The sequence below is a fragment of the Amycolatopsis vancoresmycina genome (assembly GCF_000716785.1).
GTDB classification, from domain to species: Bacteria; Actinomycetota; Actinomycetes; order Mycobacteriales; family Pseudonocardiaceae; genus Amycolatopsis; species Amycolatopsis vancoresmycina.
Genome location: NZ_JNYY01000013.1, coordinates 243,348 through 261,235 on the forward strand (window position 1 = coordinate 243,348; position 17,888 = coordinate 261,235).

Consider the following 17,888-nt stretch of genomic DNA (forward strand, 5'->3'; position numbering starts at 1 on the left):
AGGACTCCTTGGCGGGGACCAGTGGGACTCACTGAACGTAATCGGGTGACGTGTCTCCGGTAACCGTCCGAAGACCGGAGCCGATCAACGGAACAAGACGGATCTTTCGGCGGGTTGTGCGGCTTCCGCCGACGTTCGTCGGGTGACAGGCGTGGTCCGCGCCTGTTAGACCGGTGGTGATCCGGCACGACCGGACGCTTCCGCCACACCGGCGCGATCCGCCGGACGGCACCTCGTTCCTCCGCACCGACGACGAGGATCGCCATGCCGTTGTTCGCGGTGCCGCCGCCGGAGGCCGCCAGGCGGGACCTGGCGCAGGTCCTCGCCGAGGGCCCGTTCAGCCGCGCGCTCTCGCTGGCCATCGACCGCAGCGGCCTGGGACTCGCCCGCCTCGGCAGCCGCCTGACGGCCGCGGGTGTTCCGGTCAGCACCACGACGCTCAGCTATTGGCGCACCGGGCGGACTCGCCCCGAGCGGCCGCATTCCCTGCGCGCGGTGACGGTGCTGGAAGACGTCCTCGGTTTGCCGGCCCGCTCGCTGACCGGCCTGCTGTCCCGCCCCGGCCACTGCGGCGCGCCCGATCCGGTGGGCTGGGAACGCTTGTGGGGTCCGCGCAACGGCGTGCTGCCGGTGCTGCGTTCGTTCGACGCGGCCGACGAGACGTCGTTGCTGGTGCTCAGCCTGCACGAGGCCGTGTATGTGGGCGCCGACCGGTGCCTCGCCCGCCTGCGGGTGCGCGAGGTCGTGCGGGCGATCGAGGAACCGGTCCAGGCCAGGGTGGTGGCTCTGCGTGGCTGCGCCCCCGGCCGCCCGCCGCGGCTGGTGTCGACGCGGTACTGCCGGGCGGTGCGCACCGAAGTCCTGGCGGAGCCGGGGTTCGTGATCAGCGAGCTGGTCCCGGCCCGCCCGCTGGCGGTCGGCGAGATCGCGATCCTCGAGTACGAGTTCGAATACACCGATGACGTACCCGACACGAGCTACGATCGCCGCTTCCGGCATCCGGTGGCCGAGCACCTGGTGGAGGTGCACTTCGCGCCGGAGGCGTTGCCCTCGGCTTGCCACGCTTACCGGCTGGACGGGCCGGCTGGCGTGGAGCGCGAGGTCGCCGCTGTCCCGGTGGCGCCGGAGACGCCCGCCCTCTGCTTCGCGAGCGAGGTGGGCGCCGGCATCCGCGGGCTGCGCTGGGGCTGGCCCTGATCGGCGCCACGGCCGGTCGTCGAGTCCTATGAGGCGTGGAAGATCCAGGGCGGCACGAACACCGCCTTCGAGGTGCTGGACGTGCCGAATCCCTCGCCGGCGAGCAGAAGGCCGCCGATTCCTTCGTGGAACCGGGCCCGGCCGGTCACGGCGATGAGGTCGCCGGCGGTTTCCGGTGTGCGGCAGCCTCTACCGAGTGTGGCCCGCGGGCGGAATTGCCGTCACCTGGGTGATGCAGTCGTTGCGCTGGTGGGCTGATCGCGTTGGGCAAGCGTCGATCGCTGTTCGGTTCGGTGCTAGCGTCCGCATTCGGTGGTGGATCCGGCACTGGGGGCATTCGTGGTGAAGCGGTCGCTTGTCGTCTTCGTGGTGGCTGTTCTCGGGCTGGCCGGGTTTTCCCCGGTGGCGGGGGCGGTTGCGCCCAGCGGCTGCACGACGTCCATCCAGTGGGTGCAGCAGGGCAGCGACTACTTCAACGGGCTCGGCAGCGTGCAGTGCACGAGCGGACGGTACAAGGCGAAGGAGGTCTGCCTCAACAACCAGACCGGCGCCGGGTACGTCATCTACGGCACGCAGGTCGTGAACGCGCCCGCGACGGCCACGGTGCTGTGCCGCACCGGGAACTCCGGGCTGTCCGTGGCCGCCGTGACCGATCCGCCGGACTCGGGGCTCACCGGGTGTGTCTCCTGGACCGAGTGGGTCACCCAGGGCAGCAACCTGTTCTACGGCCGCGGGCAGGCGCAGTGCGACACGGGGCGGTACCGCGTCAAGTCGTTGTGCAAGAACGAGCAGACCGGCGACTACTACATCCTGTACGGCACCCAGGCGGTGACCGCGCCGAGCGCCGTCTCGATCACCTGCAACACGGGCAACACGGCCCAGATCGTGCAGGCGGTCGCGGATCCGGCGGCCACGGGCCTGGCCGGGTGCATGACGTGGAGCGCGTGGATCGTCCAGGGCAGCACCTTGTACTACGGCCGCGGCAGCGCTCAGTGCGACAGCGGCCGTTATCAGGCTCGCCTTGCGTGTCACAACGTTCAGACGGGCCAGGACTACGTGGTCTACGCGCCGGTTGTCACGGCGCCGGCCACCTCGACCGGGACCTGCCTGTCGGGGAACAGCGCGACCGCGGTCACCACGCAGGCGGCCTGACTCGCGCCAAGCGCTACTGGTCCCGCACTTTGGCCCGCAACGCAGAGAGGGTGTCGTCGACCGGGACCGCCCGGCGCCGCCATCACCGGTCGCCCAGCTGGTGGATGGTCAGCGAGCCGATGTCCCTGGCCTGCACCACGGTCCGTCGACCGTGCCGGTGACCGAGCTGGACGTCGACCCGGGGCCCGCCGGTTGCGGGCGCGTCTCGGCGGGCTCGGTCACCACCACCTCCACCGATCTCCGATGCCCGGGACGGGCCGTGCCGACGCCGACGTGGTGACAAGTCGCGTGGAACTCGAGCCCGTTGCGGTAGGCAACTGTCGGTGCGCATCGGCGGGTGGATCGCCGCCCGGCCCGAGCTGCTGGGTGGCCTTCGAAGCGTGATCGCGAGGTGAGCAGAGCCGTGGCGTCGTAGCCGCGTCTGCTCGATGTAGCCGAGCGCTCCTCGTAGAACTTCTCGCGAGAACCCGGCGCCTTTCCGGGCTACCTCACGAGCACAGGGGCGGGCGTTGGCCGGACCGGCCGATCAACAAAAGGCGGCGCCGTCCTCTCCGGTCAGCCTCGGTCAAACTGGACGTTCTTCGCGCAGTAATTTTTCGAGTTGATCGCGATCGTCTGCCTTGGAGGTTGCGGGTTTCGGGTCGGGTTCTGACTTGCTGCGGTCCGGCTGATTCGGTTCCGGATGATCCATACTGCGCTTTCCCATCAAACCCTCCACGATCGATTCCGGTTGACATCCTGCGCCTGCCCGGCACGATCCCACAATGCCACGTCTGCCTCAACTCGAACTCGATCGACGATGACGCTATCCTCGCGAAACAACCCGGCCAACGCTCAAGCGGCTCTGTTTCTTTCAGCTGTTGCGGGTCACCCTCAGCTCCGGCCTGCGCGTCGGGGCCGCCATCCTCGTTCGCCGGGCCCGCTCGACGCCTCCCGCGCCCTGCCCGACCGCGTCGGCCACATGGTCTCCGCCGGCCAGCTCGAGGTCCACATCGACCGCGCCTACGGTCCCACTCTCCTCGCCGCCCTCCGCCACAGCAAGACCGGCCGCCGGTAGCGCTCGAGCAGCACCACCAGCGACAGAAAGTGCTCGTCCAGGCCGGTCTCGGGACTCGAATCCTCAGCGGGTGATCGCTGCGGCGGTGGTCCTAGCTCCGAGAGCGTGGTGTTTGATGTTGGCGTGGAGCAGAAGAAGTCCTCCGAGCGGCTGGTGTTCTTCACCGACGCCGTGGTCGCGATCGCCCTGACGTTGCTGGTCCTGCCGCTCACCGACCTGGTGCCCGAACTGGTCGCGGAGCACAAGCCGGCGGTCGAGGCGGTGACGCACAACTGGTCGAAGATCGTCAGCTTCGTGCTCAGCTTCGTCGTGATCGGCCGCTTCTGGGGCGTGCACCACCGGATCTTCGAGCACGTGCGGTCGTACAGCCCCGCGCTGGTCCGCGTCAACTTCTGCTGGCTGCTGACGATCGCGCTGCTGCCCTTCCCGACCGAGCTGATCGGCGCGTACCAGTCCGAGCGCTTCACCGTGCTGTTCTACCTGGGGACGTTGCTGGCCAGCAGCCTGTGCCACACGACGATGGTGACCATCATCCGCCGGAACCCGGACATCCGCGGGGACGCCGAACCGGTGTCGGACGAGGTGTTCTGGAACCACGCGCTGAGCTCGGTCGTGTTCGCGCTCGCGGTCGTGGTGGGGTTCGTCAAGCCGCCGCTCGGCTACTACGTCCTGTTGCTGCTGCTGTTCCCGGCGAGGATCGCCTTCTGGCTGCGGGCGCGCCGCGCCGACCGGTAGCCCACGCCACTCGGCTCCACCAGCATCGGCAAGGCGATGCCGCGTAGCTGTCCGATGATGGCGATCGCGGCATCGCCGGGCTTCAGGCCGGGGTCGACGACACCGTCCGCGATGCCGGCCTCGATGTCGTCGCGCAGGTCGGCGCGGAAGATCGCGTGACGATCCACGGCTGTAGCCGGCTCGCGCCAGCGTCAGCGAACCGGAGTCCGGCAAAGAAACTTGCGTGCCAACCAACAAGTATGTGTAGAGTGGCGGCACAGCAGGCTCTGGCTCCGGGAAGGCTCCGCGCCGGGTCCGGCGCGGGACGGTGCACGAACCGCCTTCGCCCGACCTCGTCACGGTGGATCTCGAGGGCGAGGGCCTCAGGGAGTTTTCGCCGGCTGATCCTGTCCAGCTCAGCCACGTGGCCGGTGCCTGCCGCTGCGTGGTGGCGATCGGTTGAACCACGACTATTCGAGAGGTGGCCTCGTGTTGCACACTCCGCTCGTTCTCGTCCACGGCAACCCCGAGTCGGCGGCGGTCTGGGGACCGCTCATCGGCGAGCTGGGCCGCGCCGACGCGATCGTCCTGTCCCCGCCCGGGTTCGGCGTCCCCGCGCCCCGCGGCTTCGCCTCGTCGACGACGGCCTATCGAGACTGGCTGGCGTCCCAGCTGGAGCTGTTCCGCGCCCCGGTCGACCTGGTGGGGCACGACTGGGGTGGAATCCACGTCGCGGCGCTGGTCATGAGCCGCCCGGATCTGGTGCGCAGCTGGGCTTCCGACGCGCTCGGCGTGTTCGCGCCCGACTACGACTGGCATCCGCGGGCGCAGGTGTGGCAGCAGGAGGGCGCGGGTGAAGAGTCGGTGCGGGAGTTGTGGGGCGGCGATCTGGCCCAGCGGCTCGCCGTGACGTCGGCTCTCGGGATGACCGGGCGCCTGGCGGAGCGGGTCGCGGCGGGCATGGACCCCGAGATGGGCCGCGCCGTCCTCAAGTTGCTGCGGTCGGCGCGGCAGCCGGCGATGGCCGAAGCGGGACGGCTGCTGCCGCGCGCCGCACAACGCCCGGGGCTCGCCCTCATCGCCGTCGACGACTTCGAGCGAGCGTCCGGGACGCTGGCCCAGCACGAGTGGGCCGCGCGGCAAGCAGGCGCGACGATGGCACACCTCGAGGGCGTGGGCCACTGGTGGCCCGAGGAGACGCCGGCGCCGGTTGCCGTGGCCCTGACGAACTTCTGGGCGGCGTTGCCGGATTCCGAACGAAGCCCGGTTTCCGCGTCCTGACGCCTCGAGCGGGGACATCGGCGGCCGCTGCGGTGTCGGCGGAGCGGCCTACGCGCGCTGCGCCGTCACCACGCGGGCCGCTTCGGCGATCGTGCGCAGGGCCCGACGGGCACCCTGCAGGAGACGATCGTCGAAGTCGGCTCGGAGCCCCGGACCTGGACGGTGCTGCGCGCCGCTTGGCGACGAACAACCGCTGCAGCGCTTCCGGTCGCGATCCCGGGCCGGCTACGGGACGACCACCCGGACCCCGGGCAGCGCGATGCGCACCTCGATGTCCGGAGCCAGGCGGGCGACGGCGTCGGTGTAGTGACGCGGATCCTGGTCGCCCTTGGTGATCAGGCGGTCGCCGAGGTAGCCGCTGTGGAACGCGTAGTGGTGGGGGATCGCGAGCGTCGGCCGCAGCACGGCGGTCAGCTCGGCCGCTTGCTCGGCGTTCATCACCACCTGGGCCAGGTTCGCCGGTCGGATGCAGAGGCCGTTGGTGGGCAGGATCGTCAGGTCGACCGGCCCGAGGCGATCGGGGATCCGGTCGAGTTCGGGCACCCGCAGCGAGTCGCCGCCGAAGAACAGGGTTCGGCCGCCTGCCTGGAGCACGAACGTCACCTCGTGGACGCCGTGCTGGCCGGGGGTGGCGGTGACCGTGAGGTCGCCGACCCGGGTGGACTCCCACGTCTCGACGGTGTGCAGGGTGGTGAATCCCTTGGCCTTCGCGATGGCGGTCACGGTGCCCGGCCCGACGAGTGGGGTGTCCGGGTCGAGGCCGCCGGCGAGGAGGGCGTCGAGGTCGCAGTGGTCGTAGTGCTCGTGGCTGATCACGACCGCGTCGAGCCGGCCCAGTGCGGATACCGGCGCCGCGACCCGTTCGCCTTGGTGGTACGTGGCTTTCTCGGTGAACCACGGGTCGGTGAGGATCCGCAGGTCGCCGAGCTCGATCAGCTGGCACGCGTGGGCGATCCGGGTGACCGCGAGGGAGGTGCTCATGGCGTGGTGGTCCTCTCCGGGAATGGTCAGAGGTCGGTGATGGCGCCGAGGAGTTCTTCGGGCGTCTCGACCTGCGGCAGGTGGCCGGACCGGGGCAGCACGGTGAACTTCGCCATCGGGATGGCCGCGGCGTAGGCCTTGCCGTACTCGGTGCTGACGATCCCGTCGCTCTCGCCCCAGATGACGTGGACGGGCAGGTCGATCGTGCGGAGCCGGTCCAGCAGGGTCGGATCGGACATGGCCGGTCCCGTGTACGAGATCAGCGCCTGGACGTCCGGGCCTGGCCCGGTGCCGCCGGCCGCGGGCGGTGCCGGTGCCTTGCTCGGGTCGTGGAAGGACAGTTTGCTCAGTTCGGCGGGCGCGAGGCCGGCGACGCTGGTCACGGGGTGCCCTTCGACCTCGATCCCGATGCCGTCGACGATCACCGCGCCGCCGACCCGGGGGCTGCCCAGGAGCGCGATCTCGGCGGCCAGCCAGCCGCCGAACGAGTTGCCGATCACCGTGACGTCGCTGAGGCCGAGCTCGTCGAGCAGGCCGACGTAGGCCGCCGCGAGGGCGCGGGTCGAATCAACGCCCGGCGCCCGCGGGGTGCCGCCGAAGCCGGGGTGGGTCGGGGTCAGCACGCGGGAGTGCGTGCGGTGGGCGAGCAGGTCGGCGAAGCCGGTCACGGTCGCCGGGCCGCCTCCGCCGTGCAGGAGGAGGAAGGGCCGGGTGTGGTCGCGGTCTTCGACGGTGACCACACCGCCGGCGGCCGGCGTGCTGAGGGTGCGGGTGGGCCGGAGGCTCCCGGCGGGGACGGGGTTGCTCATGAAGTCGCTCCTTCTGGGTACGCTGTCTAAACAACCTTATATAAACATGCTTAGTCTGGCAAGCCGGAGGTTCGCGGGTGGTGGGTTACGCTGCGTCGGTGTCACCGTCGCTTCAGGAAATCGGGCTCGCTGTGAAGCGGCTGCAGTGGAGTCATCACCGCGAAGCCAACCGCCGGCTGGCCGAACACGGGCTGTCCCTCGTGCAGTGGGACGTTCTCCGGCACCTGCACCAGCAGCCGGACGCCACGCTGCACACCCTGGCGGAGCTGACCTTCCAGACCGACCAGTCGATGGGCGCCCTCGCCAAGCGCATGATCGAGCGGGGCTTGCTGAAGCGGGTGGCCGGGCCCGGCCGGGCCACCCGTCACCACCTGACCGGCGAAGGCGAGCGCGCCTTCGAGGCCGGATCGTCCGTCCTGGAATCCGTCCTGGCCGAGACCGTCGGGACGCTGACCGAGGCCGAGCGGGCTGTCCTGCACGAACTCCTCATCAAAGCCGCCGGGTCGCGGTGACTCCGCCGGGCCCGCGGGGCCGGACGGTCTCCCTTCGTCAGGGCGCCGGTGACCGGCCGGACTCCCGCAGTCAGGCGCGGGCGAGCACCTCTCCGTGCGGGATCAGCAGCCAGCCGTCGGGGTGCGCCGCCCAGTCGAGCCACGCCCGGGCGATGGCGTCGAGGTCGGCCTGGGTGGCCAGCCCGCGGTCGAGGGCCATCGAGCCCACGGAGGAGTGGATCCGCTCGGCCCACATGTCGCCCCACGTCGAGCGTTCCTCCGGGGTTGCGTAGCACCACACGGAAGCGGTCGGCGTGACCTCGGTGAAGCCGGCTTCGTGGGCCCACGCGAGCAGCCGGCGGCCGGCGTCGGGCTCGGCGTCGTTGCCGCGGGCCACGGCCCGGTACAGGTCCTGCCAGTCGTCGAGCCTGGGGTCCTCGGGCCACCACCGGAACGCGCCGTAGTCGGCGTCGCGCACCGCGACGACTCCGCCGGGGCGCGTCACCCGCCGCATCTCGCGGAGGGCGGCGACGGGGTCGGAGAGGTGCTGGAACACTTGGTGGGCGTGGGTGACGTCGTAGCTGTCGTCGGGATCGGAGAGCGAGTACGCGTCGTCGACGGCGAACTCGACGGAAACCCCGCGCCGAGCGGCGTTGGCCCGGGCGGCGGCGAGCGGGGCGTCGGTGATCTCGACTCCGCGCACCCGCCCGGGTGCGACGGCTTCGGCGAGGTCGACGGTGATGCTGCCCGGACCGCAGCCGACGTCGAGCAGGTCCAGGTCCGGGCGGAGCAGCGGCAGGAGGTAGGCCGCCGAACTGGCCGCGGTGCGCGCCGCGTGGCTCGCCACGACGACCTCGGCGTGGCCGTGGGTGTAGACGTCCTTTCCTGCGATAGCCACCCTCCGTCTCGAATATTGAGATAGTGCGTCCGCATGATGAACGCTACCGTGGCCGTCCCGCTCGGGCAACGGACTGCCGTGGACGACGAGGCAAGCTGCGGACTGGTGACGGTTACGGGCGCAGCAGGTGGCCGAGCATCCGCCTGCGGGCCGCCGCGTTGTCTCGCCGGGGGTCGAACACCGCGTCGAGCAGGGTCAGCACCTCGTCCCGGGCGGCTCTGGTGCGCATGATCCGCCGCCACAGCCACAGGTTCAGCGCGTAGCGGCGGGGTGAGGTGGTGGCCAGGCGGATGACATTGGCGACGTTGCGCCGGACCCGGTCCGGAAGCGAGTGCAGGTCCGAATGCTGCTCGAGCAGCATTTCCGGCAGCACGTCCAGGCCGTGCTCGGTCATGAAGCCGAAGTCGGTCCGCCAGGCCGCCGCCCCGAGGTAGTCGACCATCCGGCACCAGCCGCGCAGGAACGTCAGTTCGAGCGGCGCATACGGGGCCGGGTCGATGCCCGCGATCGTCGTGACCACGACGTCGAGACAGGTCTTGTGCGCCTTCCACAGGGCGATCCGGAGCGGCTCCGAATCGGCCGTGGCCGGGGTCTCGTCGACCATCGCGAAGTAGCGCCGCCACTGCTCGACGCTGGGCGCGAGCTCGTCCGGGACCACGCCGCCGCGCACGTACCGGAACCGGGCCGCGCCGGGGGCGTCGGCGATTTCGAGCGGAGCGACCACGCCGGCCCGCTCCGCGCCCAGCCACGGGATCACGCTCAGCGTGTAGTTGCCGTAGGCCCACGGCGCGTCCGGATCGATCGTCCCGTCAGCGCGCGTGGTGGATCCCAGCCGGCCGGTGCGGCACTGCCACTGGAGCTGGAACGCCCAGGCCCACAACGGGTTGTGCCGGTTGTCGGCCCCGAACAGCCCACCGGCGTTCGTGACGTCGATCAGGCGCCGGTAGGCCGCCACCCGGTGCTCGAACCGGAACGGGTCGAACCGGTCCGTCAACTCCGGCGCGGAGACCCAGACCGCGTACAGGTCGAGGTCGGCCAGTTCCCGCGGATGGACTGAGGTCACCCGCGCAATCTTACGCGGTCAGCGAATCAACCCGGCTTTTTGGGCGCAACAGCGGGTCAATCCTCCTGCCGATAACGCAGATTGGTGGTTTGCGGTCGTACGTGTGCCAAACGCACCGATATTCGAGTGCGCGACACGCGGCTCGTTCGCCCGTCGGACTGACGAGCGGCGCGAACAGGCGTGCGGCTATGGTCGTAGCGTGGCTACAGTGCGCGTACGGCGGATCGTGCCGGGTGCGCGACATGCGAGTGGGGCAGTCTCGCCGAACCGACGCTGCGTGTTCGTCCAACGGATGTCGGCTTCTTCGCTCCCATCCTTTCCGGGCTATTGCTGTCGACCCTCCTGACGTGTCGCACCGGCATTGCTAAATTCGACCGGAGAGCCGGAAAATCTGCGGAGGCAATGATGAAGAAAGTGCTGGCGTCCGGGGCCGTATTAGTGCTGTTCGCGCTCGTGTTCGCCGTCGAGTCGAGCGCGTCGGCCGATCCGGCGGCGGATACCGGCCGGGTCGTCGTGTTTTCATCGGAAACGCAGGCGCTCGACACCTGGGATGATCCGGAGGGATGCCGGCGGCTACCGGTCGCCGCGCACGTGCTCGTCAACGAGACCGACCGGGTCGTCGACACCTACGCCGATCCCTTCTGCACGACGCCGGGCGTCTCGGTGCAGCCGGGGTACGGCACGCACGTCGCCCCGGGCACGGGCTCGTTCTCGGTCGGCGAGTGAGGCTCCACGCGGACTTGGCGGTGATCGGGCTGGGCTACGCCGGCCTGCCGCTTGCCGAGGCGGCCTGTCGATCGGGGCTGCGCACCAGGGGATTCGACATCGACGACAGTGTCGTCGCGACTCTGACGGCAGGCCGGTCGCCTGTCGCGGGAGTGTCCGATTCCGGCGTGGCCAGCATGCTGGACGCCGGGTTCACCGCCAGCGGCGACCCGGCGCAGCTCGGCGCCGCGGACACCGTGGTGATCTGCGTGCCGACCGGCCTGACCGCCGATCGCGCGCCGGATCTCGGACCGCTGCGCGCGGCGTGCGCCACCCTCGGCGACCGGCTGCAGCCGGGCACGCTCGTCGTCCTCGAGTCGACCAGTTTTCCCGGCACGACGGAGGAGGTCGTGCTGCCGATCCTCGAACGGTGCAGCGGGCTGCGGGCCGGCGAGGACTTCCACCTCGCGTTCGCGCCGGAACGGATCGATCCGGGCAACACCCGGTTCGGGCTCGTGGACACCCCGAAGGTGATCGGCGGTCACACCCCTCTGTGCGCCAAGTACTGCGCCACGTTCTACAGCCGCTTCGTCGACGCAGTGGTCGTGGCGCGCGGGACGCGAGAGGCGGAGCTCGCCAAGCTGCTCGAGAACACCTACCGGTTCGTGAACATCGCGCTGGTCAACGAATTCGCCCGGTACTGCGCCACGACCGGCGTCGATGTGTGGGACGTGGTGCACTGCGCCGGGACCAAGCCGTTCGGGTTCGCTTCGTTCACCCCCGGCCCGGGCGCGGGCGGACATTGCATCCCCGTCGACCCGGTGTACCTGGCCGCCCGTGCGGAACAGGACGGCTTCACGTTCACCCTGGTGGAGGCGGCCGCACGGGTCAACGAACACCGGCCCGCGGACGTCGTGGACCGGGCCGGGACGCTGCTCGGCGAGCTGCGGGGCGCCTCGGTGTTGCTCCTGGGGGTGACCTACAAGGCGGACGTGCCGGACGTGCGCGAGTCGCCCGCCCGGCCGGTCGCGGCGCACTTGCTGGCGCGCGGCGCGGACGTCGCCTACCACGATCCGTACGCGCCCGGGTTCGACGTGGACGGCCGGCTGCTGCGGCGGGAAACCGATCTGCGCGCCGCCGCGGCGGCCGCGGACCTGACGATCCTGCTGCAGGACCACCAGGCGTACGACCCCGTCCAGCTGGCGAGCGCGTCGCGGCTGCTGCTGGACACCAGGGGCCGGGTTTCCGGCAGCTGCGTCCGGTACCTGTGATCTTCCCGGTCCACGCCGGGCCGGGCAGTTGTTCGTCCATCCAACGAAGGGACAACCAGTTATGACCACCGCAATCAGCGCCGACCGGCTTCGCCAGCGCTTCGCCAAGTGGGACGTCGACGGCAGCGGCACCCTGGAGCGCTCCGATTTCGAACGTGAGGCGGAGCGCGTCGCGGGCAAGTTCGGTGCCCAGCCCCAGTCCCGGGAGGCCGTCGCGCTCCGGGACGCCTTCCGGAACCTGTTCGACTTCCACGCCCGGGAGGCGGGTGTTCCGCCGAACGGCTCGGTCACCGAGGAGCAGTTCATCCGGATCAACGAGAAGCTCATGTTCTCCGAAGGGGAAGCGAGCTTCAACCGGGTTCTGCGGCCGGTCATGCAGGCCATCGTCGGCCTCTGCGACCGCAACGACGACGGCATGATCAACCGGGAGGAGTTCATCGCGTACCTCCAGGGTGTCGGGGTGGACCAGTCCGCCGCGCAGGAGGCCTTCCGCCAGATCGACACCGACAACAGCGGCGAGCTGACCGTCGACGAGCTGCTGGCCGCGGTGCGGAACTTCCACTACGGCAAGCTCGACGTCCCCTTGCTGGGCTGAGCAACGGGGGAGTGCGGGGGCAGTCCGGTCTCGGGCCGCCCCCGCACGTTCGCGTGCCCGGACCGCTCAGCTCGCCGGCCGGAAGACGACCGGCAGTTCCGGGGCCAAAGCGAGATCACCACCCGAGACCGGCACCGGGGCGGCGATGAGGATGTTGTAGTGGTTCGGGAAGTGGCAGGCGTCGAACCCGTGCACGGTGCCGATGCGCCGGTCGCCGATCCACACTTCGTCGCCGCGGTCGATCACGCCCGCATTGTGCAGCTCGGTGAACCCCAGGAAGCCCACCCGGTCGATCCGCGCACCCGGTGCGGTTTCGGCGTGGTCGGTGGTCACGAGTTCGTGGACCTCTCCCTCACGCACGCACCGGCTCGCGTGCGGTTCGAGGGTCATGCCGCGCTCGTCGCGCCGGTGCAGCAACACCTTCACCAGCGCACCGCGGACGGTGCGCTTGGCGCCGTTCTCGTCCGTCACGCCCGACTCACCCGGCTTTCCGCCCGGTAGCAGGACTCCACGAGTTCGAGCGCCGCGAGGCCATCGCCCGCGACGACGGCGCCGGTCCGCAGGAGCCGGGCGAACTCGGCGGCCACACCCCGGTATTCGTGGTTCAGCGACTGCTTGAACCCCGGGTGGCCGGCGAGCAGGTCCGCGTACCGGACGGTGCCGTCGGCCGACGCCACCCGCACGTCCTTCACCTCGCCGGGGAACGACCAGTCCAGCTCCACCCGCGCGGTCGCGCCGCAGGAGGCGCGCAAGGCGACCACGGCCTGCCGGTCCACTCCGCCGTCCCGCGTGATTTCGACGTCGGTGACCGTGACGTCGCCGAGGAACAGGCGGACCAGGTCGAACGCGTTCGGCCCGTTGTCGGCCACGCAGCCGCCGCCGCACCGCACCGGGTCGAGGTACCACGCGTCCACCCCGACGTGGTCCTCGATCCGTTCGAGGTACCGCACGGTCACGTGCCGGACCGGGACATCCACGGCGGCCCGCAGCGCGAGCAGGTTGTCGTTGTACCGCCGGTGGAACGCGGTGAACAACGGCCGTCCCACCGCGCGCGCGAGCCGCTCGAGGTCGACGGCGTCGGACAGCGTGGTCGCCAGCGGCTTCTCGACGCACACCGCGAGACCGGCGGCGAGCGCGTCCCGGCACACGGCGGCGTGGGCGTCGTTCGGCACGGTGACCACGACAGCGTCCAGACCGGCTTCGGTGCACATCCGGCGGTGGTCGGTGTAGCAGGCGACAGGATCGTCGAGCAGTTCCGGCCGCAGATCGCACACCGCGGCGAGGTGCATGTCCGGTCGGGCGGCGATCGCCGCCCGGTAGAAGGCCCCGATCACGCCCAGACCGACCAGACCGACCCGGATCATCGCGGCAGTCCCAGCGCGCGGAGGTCTTCGTGGACGTCCCGGGCGAGGGGCACGCCCTCTTCCCGGTGCCGGGCGGCCCGCTCGGCCTCCAGCCACCCGGGGTAGCGCACCGCGTCCGCGTCCGCCACGGGCGGGCAGTCCAGGAGCGTGCCGAACATCGTGCGGACGGTGCCGGCGAACCCGCCACCGGGCCGCAGCGTCTCCGGGGCGACCACGAGCACCAGGTAGCCGATGTCGTCGTCCACACCGTGCGGTCCGCCGTCGCCGTCCAGTGCCGCGGGGGCCGGCCCGAGGGCGGCGCCGGACAGCGCCGCGGCGAGCAGCTCCACCGCGAGAGCGAGCCCGAAACCCTTGTAGGCGCCGGTGTCCGGGGCACCGCCCAGCCAGCGCAGGTGGGCCTCGCCCCGGTCGAACGCCGCCGGGTCGGTGACCGGGCGGCCCTGGTCGTCGGCGAGCCAGCCGGCCGGGATCGTCTCGCCGGCCCGCGCGGCCGCCCGGACCCGGCCGGTCGGCACCACGGTCGTGCTCATGTCCAGGACGAACGGCCGCCCGGGCCGGGCCGGGGCCGCCACGCTCAGCGGATTGGTGCCCAGCATCGCCACCGCCCCTCCGGGAGGCCGCGCGATCCGCTGGCCGCCGCAGTTGCTCGCGACCACCCCGAGCATGCCGCGCGCGGCGGCGACGGCCGCGTGGTGCCCGGCACAGCCCAAGTGCGTGCCGCCGCGCACCGACACGAGCCCGACGCCGTGGTCGCGCGCCTTGTCCGCGGCGAGCTCCACGGCTTCGGTGGCCGCCCACAGGCCGAGCGCGGTGCGAGTGTCGACCACCGCGGCCGGGCCGGTGTCGCGCACCACTTCCGGTTCGGCCGCGGGATCGCAGCGGCCGCTCTCCAGCAGCGGCAGGTACAGCCGGCGCAGGTTGGCGAGGCCGTGGGACCCGAGCCCGTGCAGGTCGCCGTACAGCAGGGCCGTGGCAGCTGTCTCCGCTCGCGCGGCGGGCACGCCGCGGTCGTGGAACACGCGGGTGGTGAAGGACAGCAGCTCCGCGTACGGCACGCGGATGCCGGTGTCAGGCAGGGTCAGGGACATGGTCCTCCTCGTGGCGCGCCGCGAACTCGGTGAGCACGCGGGTGACGGTGGCGGCGAAGGCGTCGAGCTGGGTCAGTTCGGCGAACTCGCCCGCGGCGTGGGCGTTGTTGCCCGCGAGGTCGCCGGGCCCGAGGACGACGGTGGCCGTACCGGGCACGTCCTGCATCCAGATGGCATCGCAGGTGAAGGCGGGTTCGGCCGGCGGCCAGGCCGCGACGCCCGCCGAGTCGAGCAGCGCGGTCGCCCACCGGTCACGGCAGTCCAGGGCGGGCAGGCCCCGCTTGTGCCACCGCAGGGACACGATCTTCGCGGCGTCCTCCGCGGTCCGGCGCAGCTCTCCGGTCGCGTGGAAGCGCTCGCGGAATTCGGTGAGCCCGGCCCGCAGTGCACGCGCGAGGAGTTCCTCGAGGCGCCGGCCCGCGGCGGCCGTCGGGTAGGACAGGTTGAGCAGCAGGCGGCCGGTGCCGTACACCCGGTTGTGGGCGGTGCCGGTGTGCAGTCCGGCGACGCACACCCGCCCGCCCGGTTCCGCGCCGTCCAGTGCGGTGGCGAAGTGCTGGGCCAGGAAACCGAGCAGCACGGTCGCGTTGTGCCCGGCGCCGGGTTCGTCGTCGACGCTGCCGGCGCCGTCGACGGTCACGCAGGCCGTCATCGCCGCGGTCGACCTGGTCAGGTAGCGCAGGCCGGTGGGTTCGCAGAACACGTTGAGCCGCCCGACGTGTCCCGCCTCGATGAGCGGGCGGGTGCCGTAGACGCCCATGGCGCCGCCCTCTTCCCCCGCGACGGCCTGCACCAGCACCGCGACCCGGTCGCCGAGCACCGGCAGCGCGGCCCGCACCCCGGCCAGCATCGCCACCGCCGGGCCCTTGGCGTCGATGGCCCCGCGGCCGGTGAACCGGACGCCGTCGAAGCCGGCGGGCTCGATCCCGGCGACGGTGTCGAGGTGCACGTTGAACATCACGGCCGGCACGCCGGCCGGTCCGTGACGCAGCACCAGGCTCGGCTGCGCAGCGAGGAAATCCGGCTCTCCGGCGCGTTCTCGCACGGTCAGGGGCACGTCGTCGCGGTCGAGGACGGCCGGGTCCGGCGCGGTGCGGTGGACGGTGGTGAACCCGGCCGCCGTGGCGGCCGCGGCGAAGACCCGCTGCGCCGCCGGCAGGTCGGTGTCCTCGCCCGCCTCCTCGAGCGGGTTGACCGTGGGGATGCGCAGCAGCTCGAGGAGCAAGTCGTGGTCGGCGGGGCTCAGCACGGCGTCGCCTCGACCAGCTCCACCAGCCGGCGTCCGGCGGCGGCGAACGGCGACGCGCCCGTCGAATCGGCCCACCGGCCCTCGTGCGGGCGCGTGGCCAGGTGCGGCTCGAGGGACAGGGCGCCGGCGTACCCGGCCGAGCGGAGGAGCCGCAGGCATTCGGCCACGCCGGCCCGGCCGTCGCCCGGCAGCGTGTAGACCGGGCCGGCCTCGCCGTCGACGGCGTCCTTGACGTGGACGTGGGCCACGAACGGGAGCAGCTCGGCCAGCAGCGTCGGTGCGTCGTAGCCGTGGGCGACCCCGTTGCCGACGTCGAACAGCAGCCGCAGCGCCGGGCTGCCGACCGCGTCGAGCAGTTCGAGGCTGCGCTCGGCGCTGGTCGCGGCCCAGCCGGCGCAGTTCTCGTGCAGCAGGGTGATCCCGGCCCCGGCCGCCAGCTCGGTGAGGACGCGGATCCGCTCGATGACCGCCCGCCGCCAGCCGGGTGCCGGCAGCCCGGCGTTCGGGTACGACATGATGCGCACGAAAGGAGTGCCCAGATCGGCGCACAGCCCGGCCAGTGCTGAAAGTTCGGCGGTGTCCCCGTCGAGCGGGTCGAGCACGGAACCGGCCCAGCCGCCGATCCGGGAGTCGAGGCACACCACGGTGAGCCCGGCCGCGTGTACCGCCCGGACCAGCCGGACGCGCCCGGCCCGGTCGAGGTCGGCGACGGCGTGTCCGTCGACGGTCCGCAGTTCCACCGCGTCCCAGCCGAGGGCACGCACGGCGGCGAGCTGGCCGTCGAGGTCCGGGGCCGCTTCGTCACCGATTCCGGCGAGTCCACCCGCCGGCCAGGTCTCAGTGTGCACGGGCAGGCTCGTTCCCGGGCGAACGGGCGGCGTCGCGGGCCGCGGCCAGCAGCCGCACCACGGTCGCGTGCACGGCGAACTCACCGGGCGGCGCGGCCGCCGCGCCGGTGAAGTACCGGTAGGCCGCGACCAGGAAGGCACCGAGTGCTTCGTCTTCGAACACCTCGCGTGGACCGGCGCCGACCCGCAGCTGGGCGTGGTGGTCGTCGGCGGAAACCGGGTAGTGGCCCACCACCGTCGTGTCCCGCAGGCGCAGGGTGATCTCGCGGCGGCGCACCGGCGAGGTGAGGTCGGAGTGGATGGTCGTCTGCGGGCCGCTGCGGTGCCGCAGCGACAGCCAGGCTCCGCCCAGCGGTCCGGCGTGCGGATCGGTCCACCCGGCGCCGGTCAGCTCGGCCGGTCCGGCGATGGTGAGCGCGACCGCCAGCGCGTGCGGAACCTCGACGTCGAACGCGTCGGCATGCGCCGGGTCGCTCGCCCGGGCGAACCTCGGCTTGTCCTGCCGCACGGAGATCGACGCGAGCGGACCGTGCTCGCCCGACCGCACCAGCCGCGCGAGCCGCCCGGTGAGATCGGCGGCGAGCCACTGCGTCACGACGACCACGTCGAGGCCGTGCTCGGCGCGAAGCCGCTCGATCGCCGCGAGCGCATCGAGGTCGCCGGCGACCGGCTTCTCGACCACCAGCCGCCGGAACCCCTGCGCGGCAAGGGATGTGAGCACGGCGGCGCGGCTCGCGGGTGGGGTGCACACGTGCACGACGGTGTCGCCGGGCGGGACCAACGCCGTGAGCCGGTCGAGCGAGTCCGTGATGATGTCCACACTTCCGTCACGCAGAGCCATTCCGGCCGCGGGATCGACCCCCACGATCGGCTGACATCCGAATATTTCCGGGAATTGCGCGCGCAAGCGCCGCAACACCGGCACGTGCAGGCCGGCGCCGGACCGCCCGAGCCCTGCGACAACGCTGTGCGGCATCGCCGTCCTTTCGTCGTGACGTGGGATTCGCCATGTGTGGCAACGAGAACACGATCGACCGTAGCGCCATGTCCGGTCCGCGGCGACAGTTCGTGGCTCCGGGCCGCTCGGGCAGCTTTGCGCTGTGTTGCCGGGTTGGTCCATTGGAT

Annotated in this window: 19 protein-coding genes; 8 read left to right on the forward strand and 11 right to left on the reverse strand. The window is 71.7% G+C overall.

Features of this window, described 5'->3' with window-relative positions; all coding sequences use genetic code 11:
- Window positions 1–264 precede the first annotated feature (264 nt).
- The 3 genes from OO60_RS28950 to OO60_RS28965 all read left to right on the forward strand — a co-directional run bounded on the left by OO60_RS28950 (window position 265) and on the right by OO60_RS28965 (window position 4,141).
- Window positions 265–1,197 (forward strand): hypothetical protein, encoded by a 933-nt coding sequence (locus OO60_RS28950; protein WP_003091312.1) that lies wholly within the window; start codon window positions 265–267, stop codon window positions 1,195–1,197.
- Between the two features lie 342 nt (window positions 1,198–1,539).
- Complete coding sequence (locus OO60_RS28955) at window positions 1,540–2,349, forward strand: hypothetical protein (protein WP_033262500.1); 810 nt, start codon at window positions 1,540–1,542, stop codon at window positions 2,347–2,349.
- 1,180 nt (window positions 2,350–3,529) lie between these two features.
- On the forward strand, window positions 3,530–4,141 hold the full coding sequence (locus tag OO60_RS28965; RefSeq protein ID WP_003091317.1) for a TMEM175 family protein: 612 nt from the start codon (window positions 3,530–3,532) through the stop codon (window positions 4,139–4,141).
- Here the strand turns inward: OO60_RS28965 and OO60_RS46615 are convergent.
- Complete coding sequence (locus tag OO60_RS46615) at window positions 4,069–4,308, reverse strand: hypothetical protein (RefSeq protein ID WP_003091319.1); 240 nt, start codon at window positions 4,306–4,308, stop codon at window positions 4,069–4,071. The two genes, OO60_RS28965 and OO60_RS46615, sit on opposite strands and share 73 nt — an antisense overlap.
- 304 nt (window positions 4,309–4,612) lie before the next feature.
- Between OO60_RS46615 and OO60_RS28970 the strand changes: the two genes are divergently transcribed.
- Window positions 4,613–5,401 (forward strand): alpha/beta fold hydrolase, encoded by a 789-nt coding sequence (locus OO60_RS28970; RefSeq protein ID WP_155848939.1) that lies wholly within the window; start codon window positions 4,613–4,615, stop codon window positions 5,399–5,401.
- A gap of 225 nt (window positions 5,402–5,626) precedes the next feature.
- On the opposite strand, the gene OO60_RS28975 is transcribed toward OO60_RS28970, so the two are convergent.
- Both OO60_RS28975 and OO60_RS28980 read right to left on the reverse strand, forming a co-directional pair.
- The gene (locus OO60_RS28975; protein WP_003091325.1) at window positions 5,627–6,382 is read right to left on the reverse strand and encodes an MBL fold metallo-hydrolase; all 756 of its coding nucleotides are present in this window, start codon (window positions 6,380–6,382) and stop codon (window positions 5,627–5,629) included.
- 26 nt (window positions 6,383–6,408) lie between these two features.
- Complete coding sequence (locus tag OO60_RS28980; protein ID WP_003091327.1) at window positions 6,409–7,191, reverse strand: alpha/beta fold hydrolase; 783 nt, start codon at window positions 7,189–7,191, stop codon at window positions 6,409–6,411.
- Between the two features lie 98 nt (window positions 7,192–7,289).
- Between OO60_RS28980 and OO60_RS28985 the strand changes: the two genes are divergently transcribed.
- A complete protein-coding gene (locus OO60_RS28985; protein ID WP_033262522.1) occupies window positions 7,290–7,703 on the forward strand; it encodes a MarR family winged helix-turn-helix transcriptional regulator in 414 nt (137 codons plus the stop codon).
- A gap of 70 nt (window positions 7,704–7,773) precedes the next feature.
- Here OO60_RS28985 and OO60_RS28990 read toward each other — a convergent pair whose 3' ends face one another.
- Complete coding sequence (locus tag OO60_RS28990) at window positions 7,774–8,580, reverse strand: methyltransferase domain-containing protein (RefSeq protein ID WP_003091330.1); 807 nt, start codon at window positions 8,578–8,580, stop codon at window positions 7,774–7,776.
- A 112-nt stretch (window positions 8,581–8,692) separates the two neighbouring features.
- A complete protein-coding gene (locus OO60_RS28995) occupies window positions 8,693–9,643 on the reverse strand; it encodes a Leg1-related protein (RefSeq protein ID WP_003091332.1) in 951 nt (316 codons plus the stop codon).
- A 405-nt stretch (window positions 9,644–10,048) separates the two neighbouring features.
- On the opposite strand from OO60_RS28995, the gene OO60_RS29000 reads away from it, so the two are divergent.
- The 3 genes from OO60_RS29000 to OO60_RS29010 all read left to right on the forward strand — a co-directional run bounded on the left by OO60_RS29000 (window position 10,049) and on the right by OO60_RS29010 (window position 12,214).
- Window positions 10,049–10,369 (forward strand): hypothetical protein, encoded by a 321-nt coding sequence (locus OO60_RS29000; protein ID WP_240490725.1) that lies wholly within the window; start codon window positions 10,049–10,051, stop codon window positions 10,367–10,369.
- Window positions 10,366–11,619: a nucleotide sugar dehydrogenase gene (locus OO60_RS29005; RefSeq protein ID WP_033262501.1), complete on the forward strand. Its 1,254-nt coding sequence runs from the start codon at window positions 10,366–10,368 to the stop codon at window positions 11,617–11,619. The genes OO60_RS29000 and OO60_RS29005 overlap by 4 nt, the downstream gene beginning before the upstream one ends.
- A gap of 61 nt (window positions 11,620–11,680) precedes the next feature.
- A complete protein-coding gene (locus tag OO60_RS29010) occupies window positions 11,681–12,214 on the forward strand; it encodes an EF-hand domain-containing protein (protein ID WP_003091338.1) in 534 nt (177 codons plus the stop codon).
- A gap of 66 nt (window positions 12,215–12,280) precedes the next feature.
- Here OO60_RS29010 and OO60_RS29015 read toward each other — a convergent pair whose 3' ends face one another.
- From OO60_RS29015 to OO60_RS29040, 6 genes are read right to left on the reverse strand one after another with little or no spacing between them, the layout of a single operon-like run.
- Entirely contained in the window at window positions 12,281–12,685 is a 405-nt protein-coding gene (locus OO60_RS29015) for a DUF6917 domain-containing protein (RefSeq protein WP_003091339.1), read from the reverse strand.
- Window positions 12,682–13,578, reverse strand: coding sequence for a Gfo/Idh/MocA family protein (locus OO60_RS29020; RefSeq protein WP_003091340.1), 897 nt, complete (start codon window positions 13,576–13,578; stop codon window positions 12,682–12,684). The genes OO60_RS29015 and OO60_RS29020 overlap by 4 nt, the downstream gene beginning before the upstream one ends.
- A complete protein-coding gene (locus tag OO60_RS29025; RefSeq protein ID WP_003091341.1) occupies window positions 13,575–14,666 on the reverse strand; it encodes an Ldh family oxidoreductase in 1,092 nt (363 codons plus the stop codon). The genes OO60_RS29020 and OO60_RS29025 overlap by 4 nt, the downstream gene beginning before the upstream one ends.
- Window positions 14,647–15,915, reverse strand: coding sequence for a M20/M25/M40 family metallo-hydrolase (locus tag OO60_RS29030; protein WP_003091342.1), 1,269 nt, complete (start codon window positions 15,913–15,915; stop codon window positions 14,647–14,649). The genes OO60_RS29025 and OO60_RS29030 overlap by 20 nt, the downstream gene beginning before the upstream one ends.
- Window positions 15,909–16,763: a sugar phosphate isomerase/epimerase family protein gene (locus OO60_RS29035; protein WP_003091345.1), complete on the reverse strand. Its 855-nt coding sequence runs from the start codon at window positions 16,761–16,763 to the stop codon at window positions 15,909–15,911. Before OO60_RS29035 ends, OO60_RS29030 begins: the two co-directional genes overlap by 7 nt.
- Window positions 16,753–17,583, reverse strand: coding sequence for a Gfo/Idh/MocA family oxidoreductase (locus OO60_RS29040; RefSeq protein WP_003091347.1), 831 nt, complete (start codon window positions 17,581–17,583; stop codon window positions 16,753–16,755). The genes OO60_RS29035 and OO60_RS29040 overlap by 11 nt, the downstream gene beginning before the upstream one ends.
- Window positions 17,584–17,888: the final 305 nt, after the last annotated feature.

Coding starts and splice junctions, on each gene's coding strand:
- OO60_RS28950 (WP_003091312.1), top strand. CDS start 265: ATGCCGTTGTTCGCGGTGCCGCCGCCGGAGGCCGCCAGGCGGGACCTG.
- OO60_RS28975 (WP_003091325.1), bottom strand. CDS start 6,382: ATGAGCACCTCCCTCGCGGTCACCCGGATCGCCCACGCGTGCCAGCTG.
- OO60_RS28980 (WP_003091327.1), bottom strand. CDS start 7,191: ATGAGCAACCCCGTCCCCGCCGGGAGCCTCCGGCCCACCCGCACCCTC.
- OO60_RS29000 (WP_240490725.1), top strand. CDS start 10,049: ATGAAGAAAGTGCTGGCGTCCGGGGCCGTATTAGTGCTGTTCGCGCTC.
- OO60_RS29010 (WP_003091338.1), top strand. CDS start 11,681: ATGACCACCGCAATCAGCGCCGACCGGCTTCGCCAGCGCTTCGCCAAG.
- OO60_RS29020 (WP_003091340.1), bottom strand. CDS start 13,578: ATGATCCGGGTCGGTCTGGTCGGTCTGGGCGTGATCGGGGCCTTCTAC.
- OO60_RS29025 (WP_003091341.1), bottom strand. CDS start 14,666: ATGTCCCTGACCCTGCCTGACACCGGCATCCGCGTGCCGTACGCGGAG.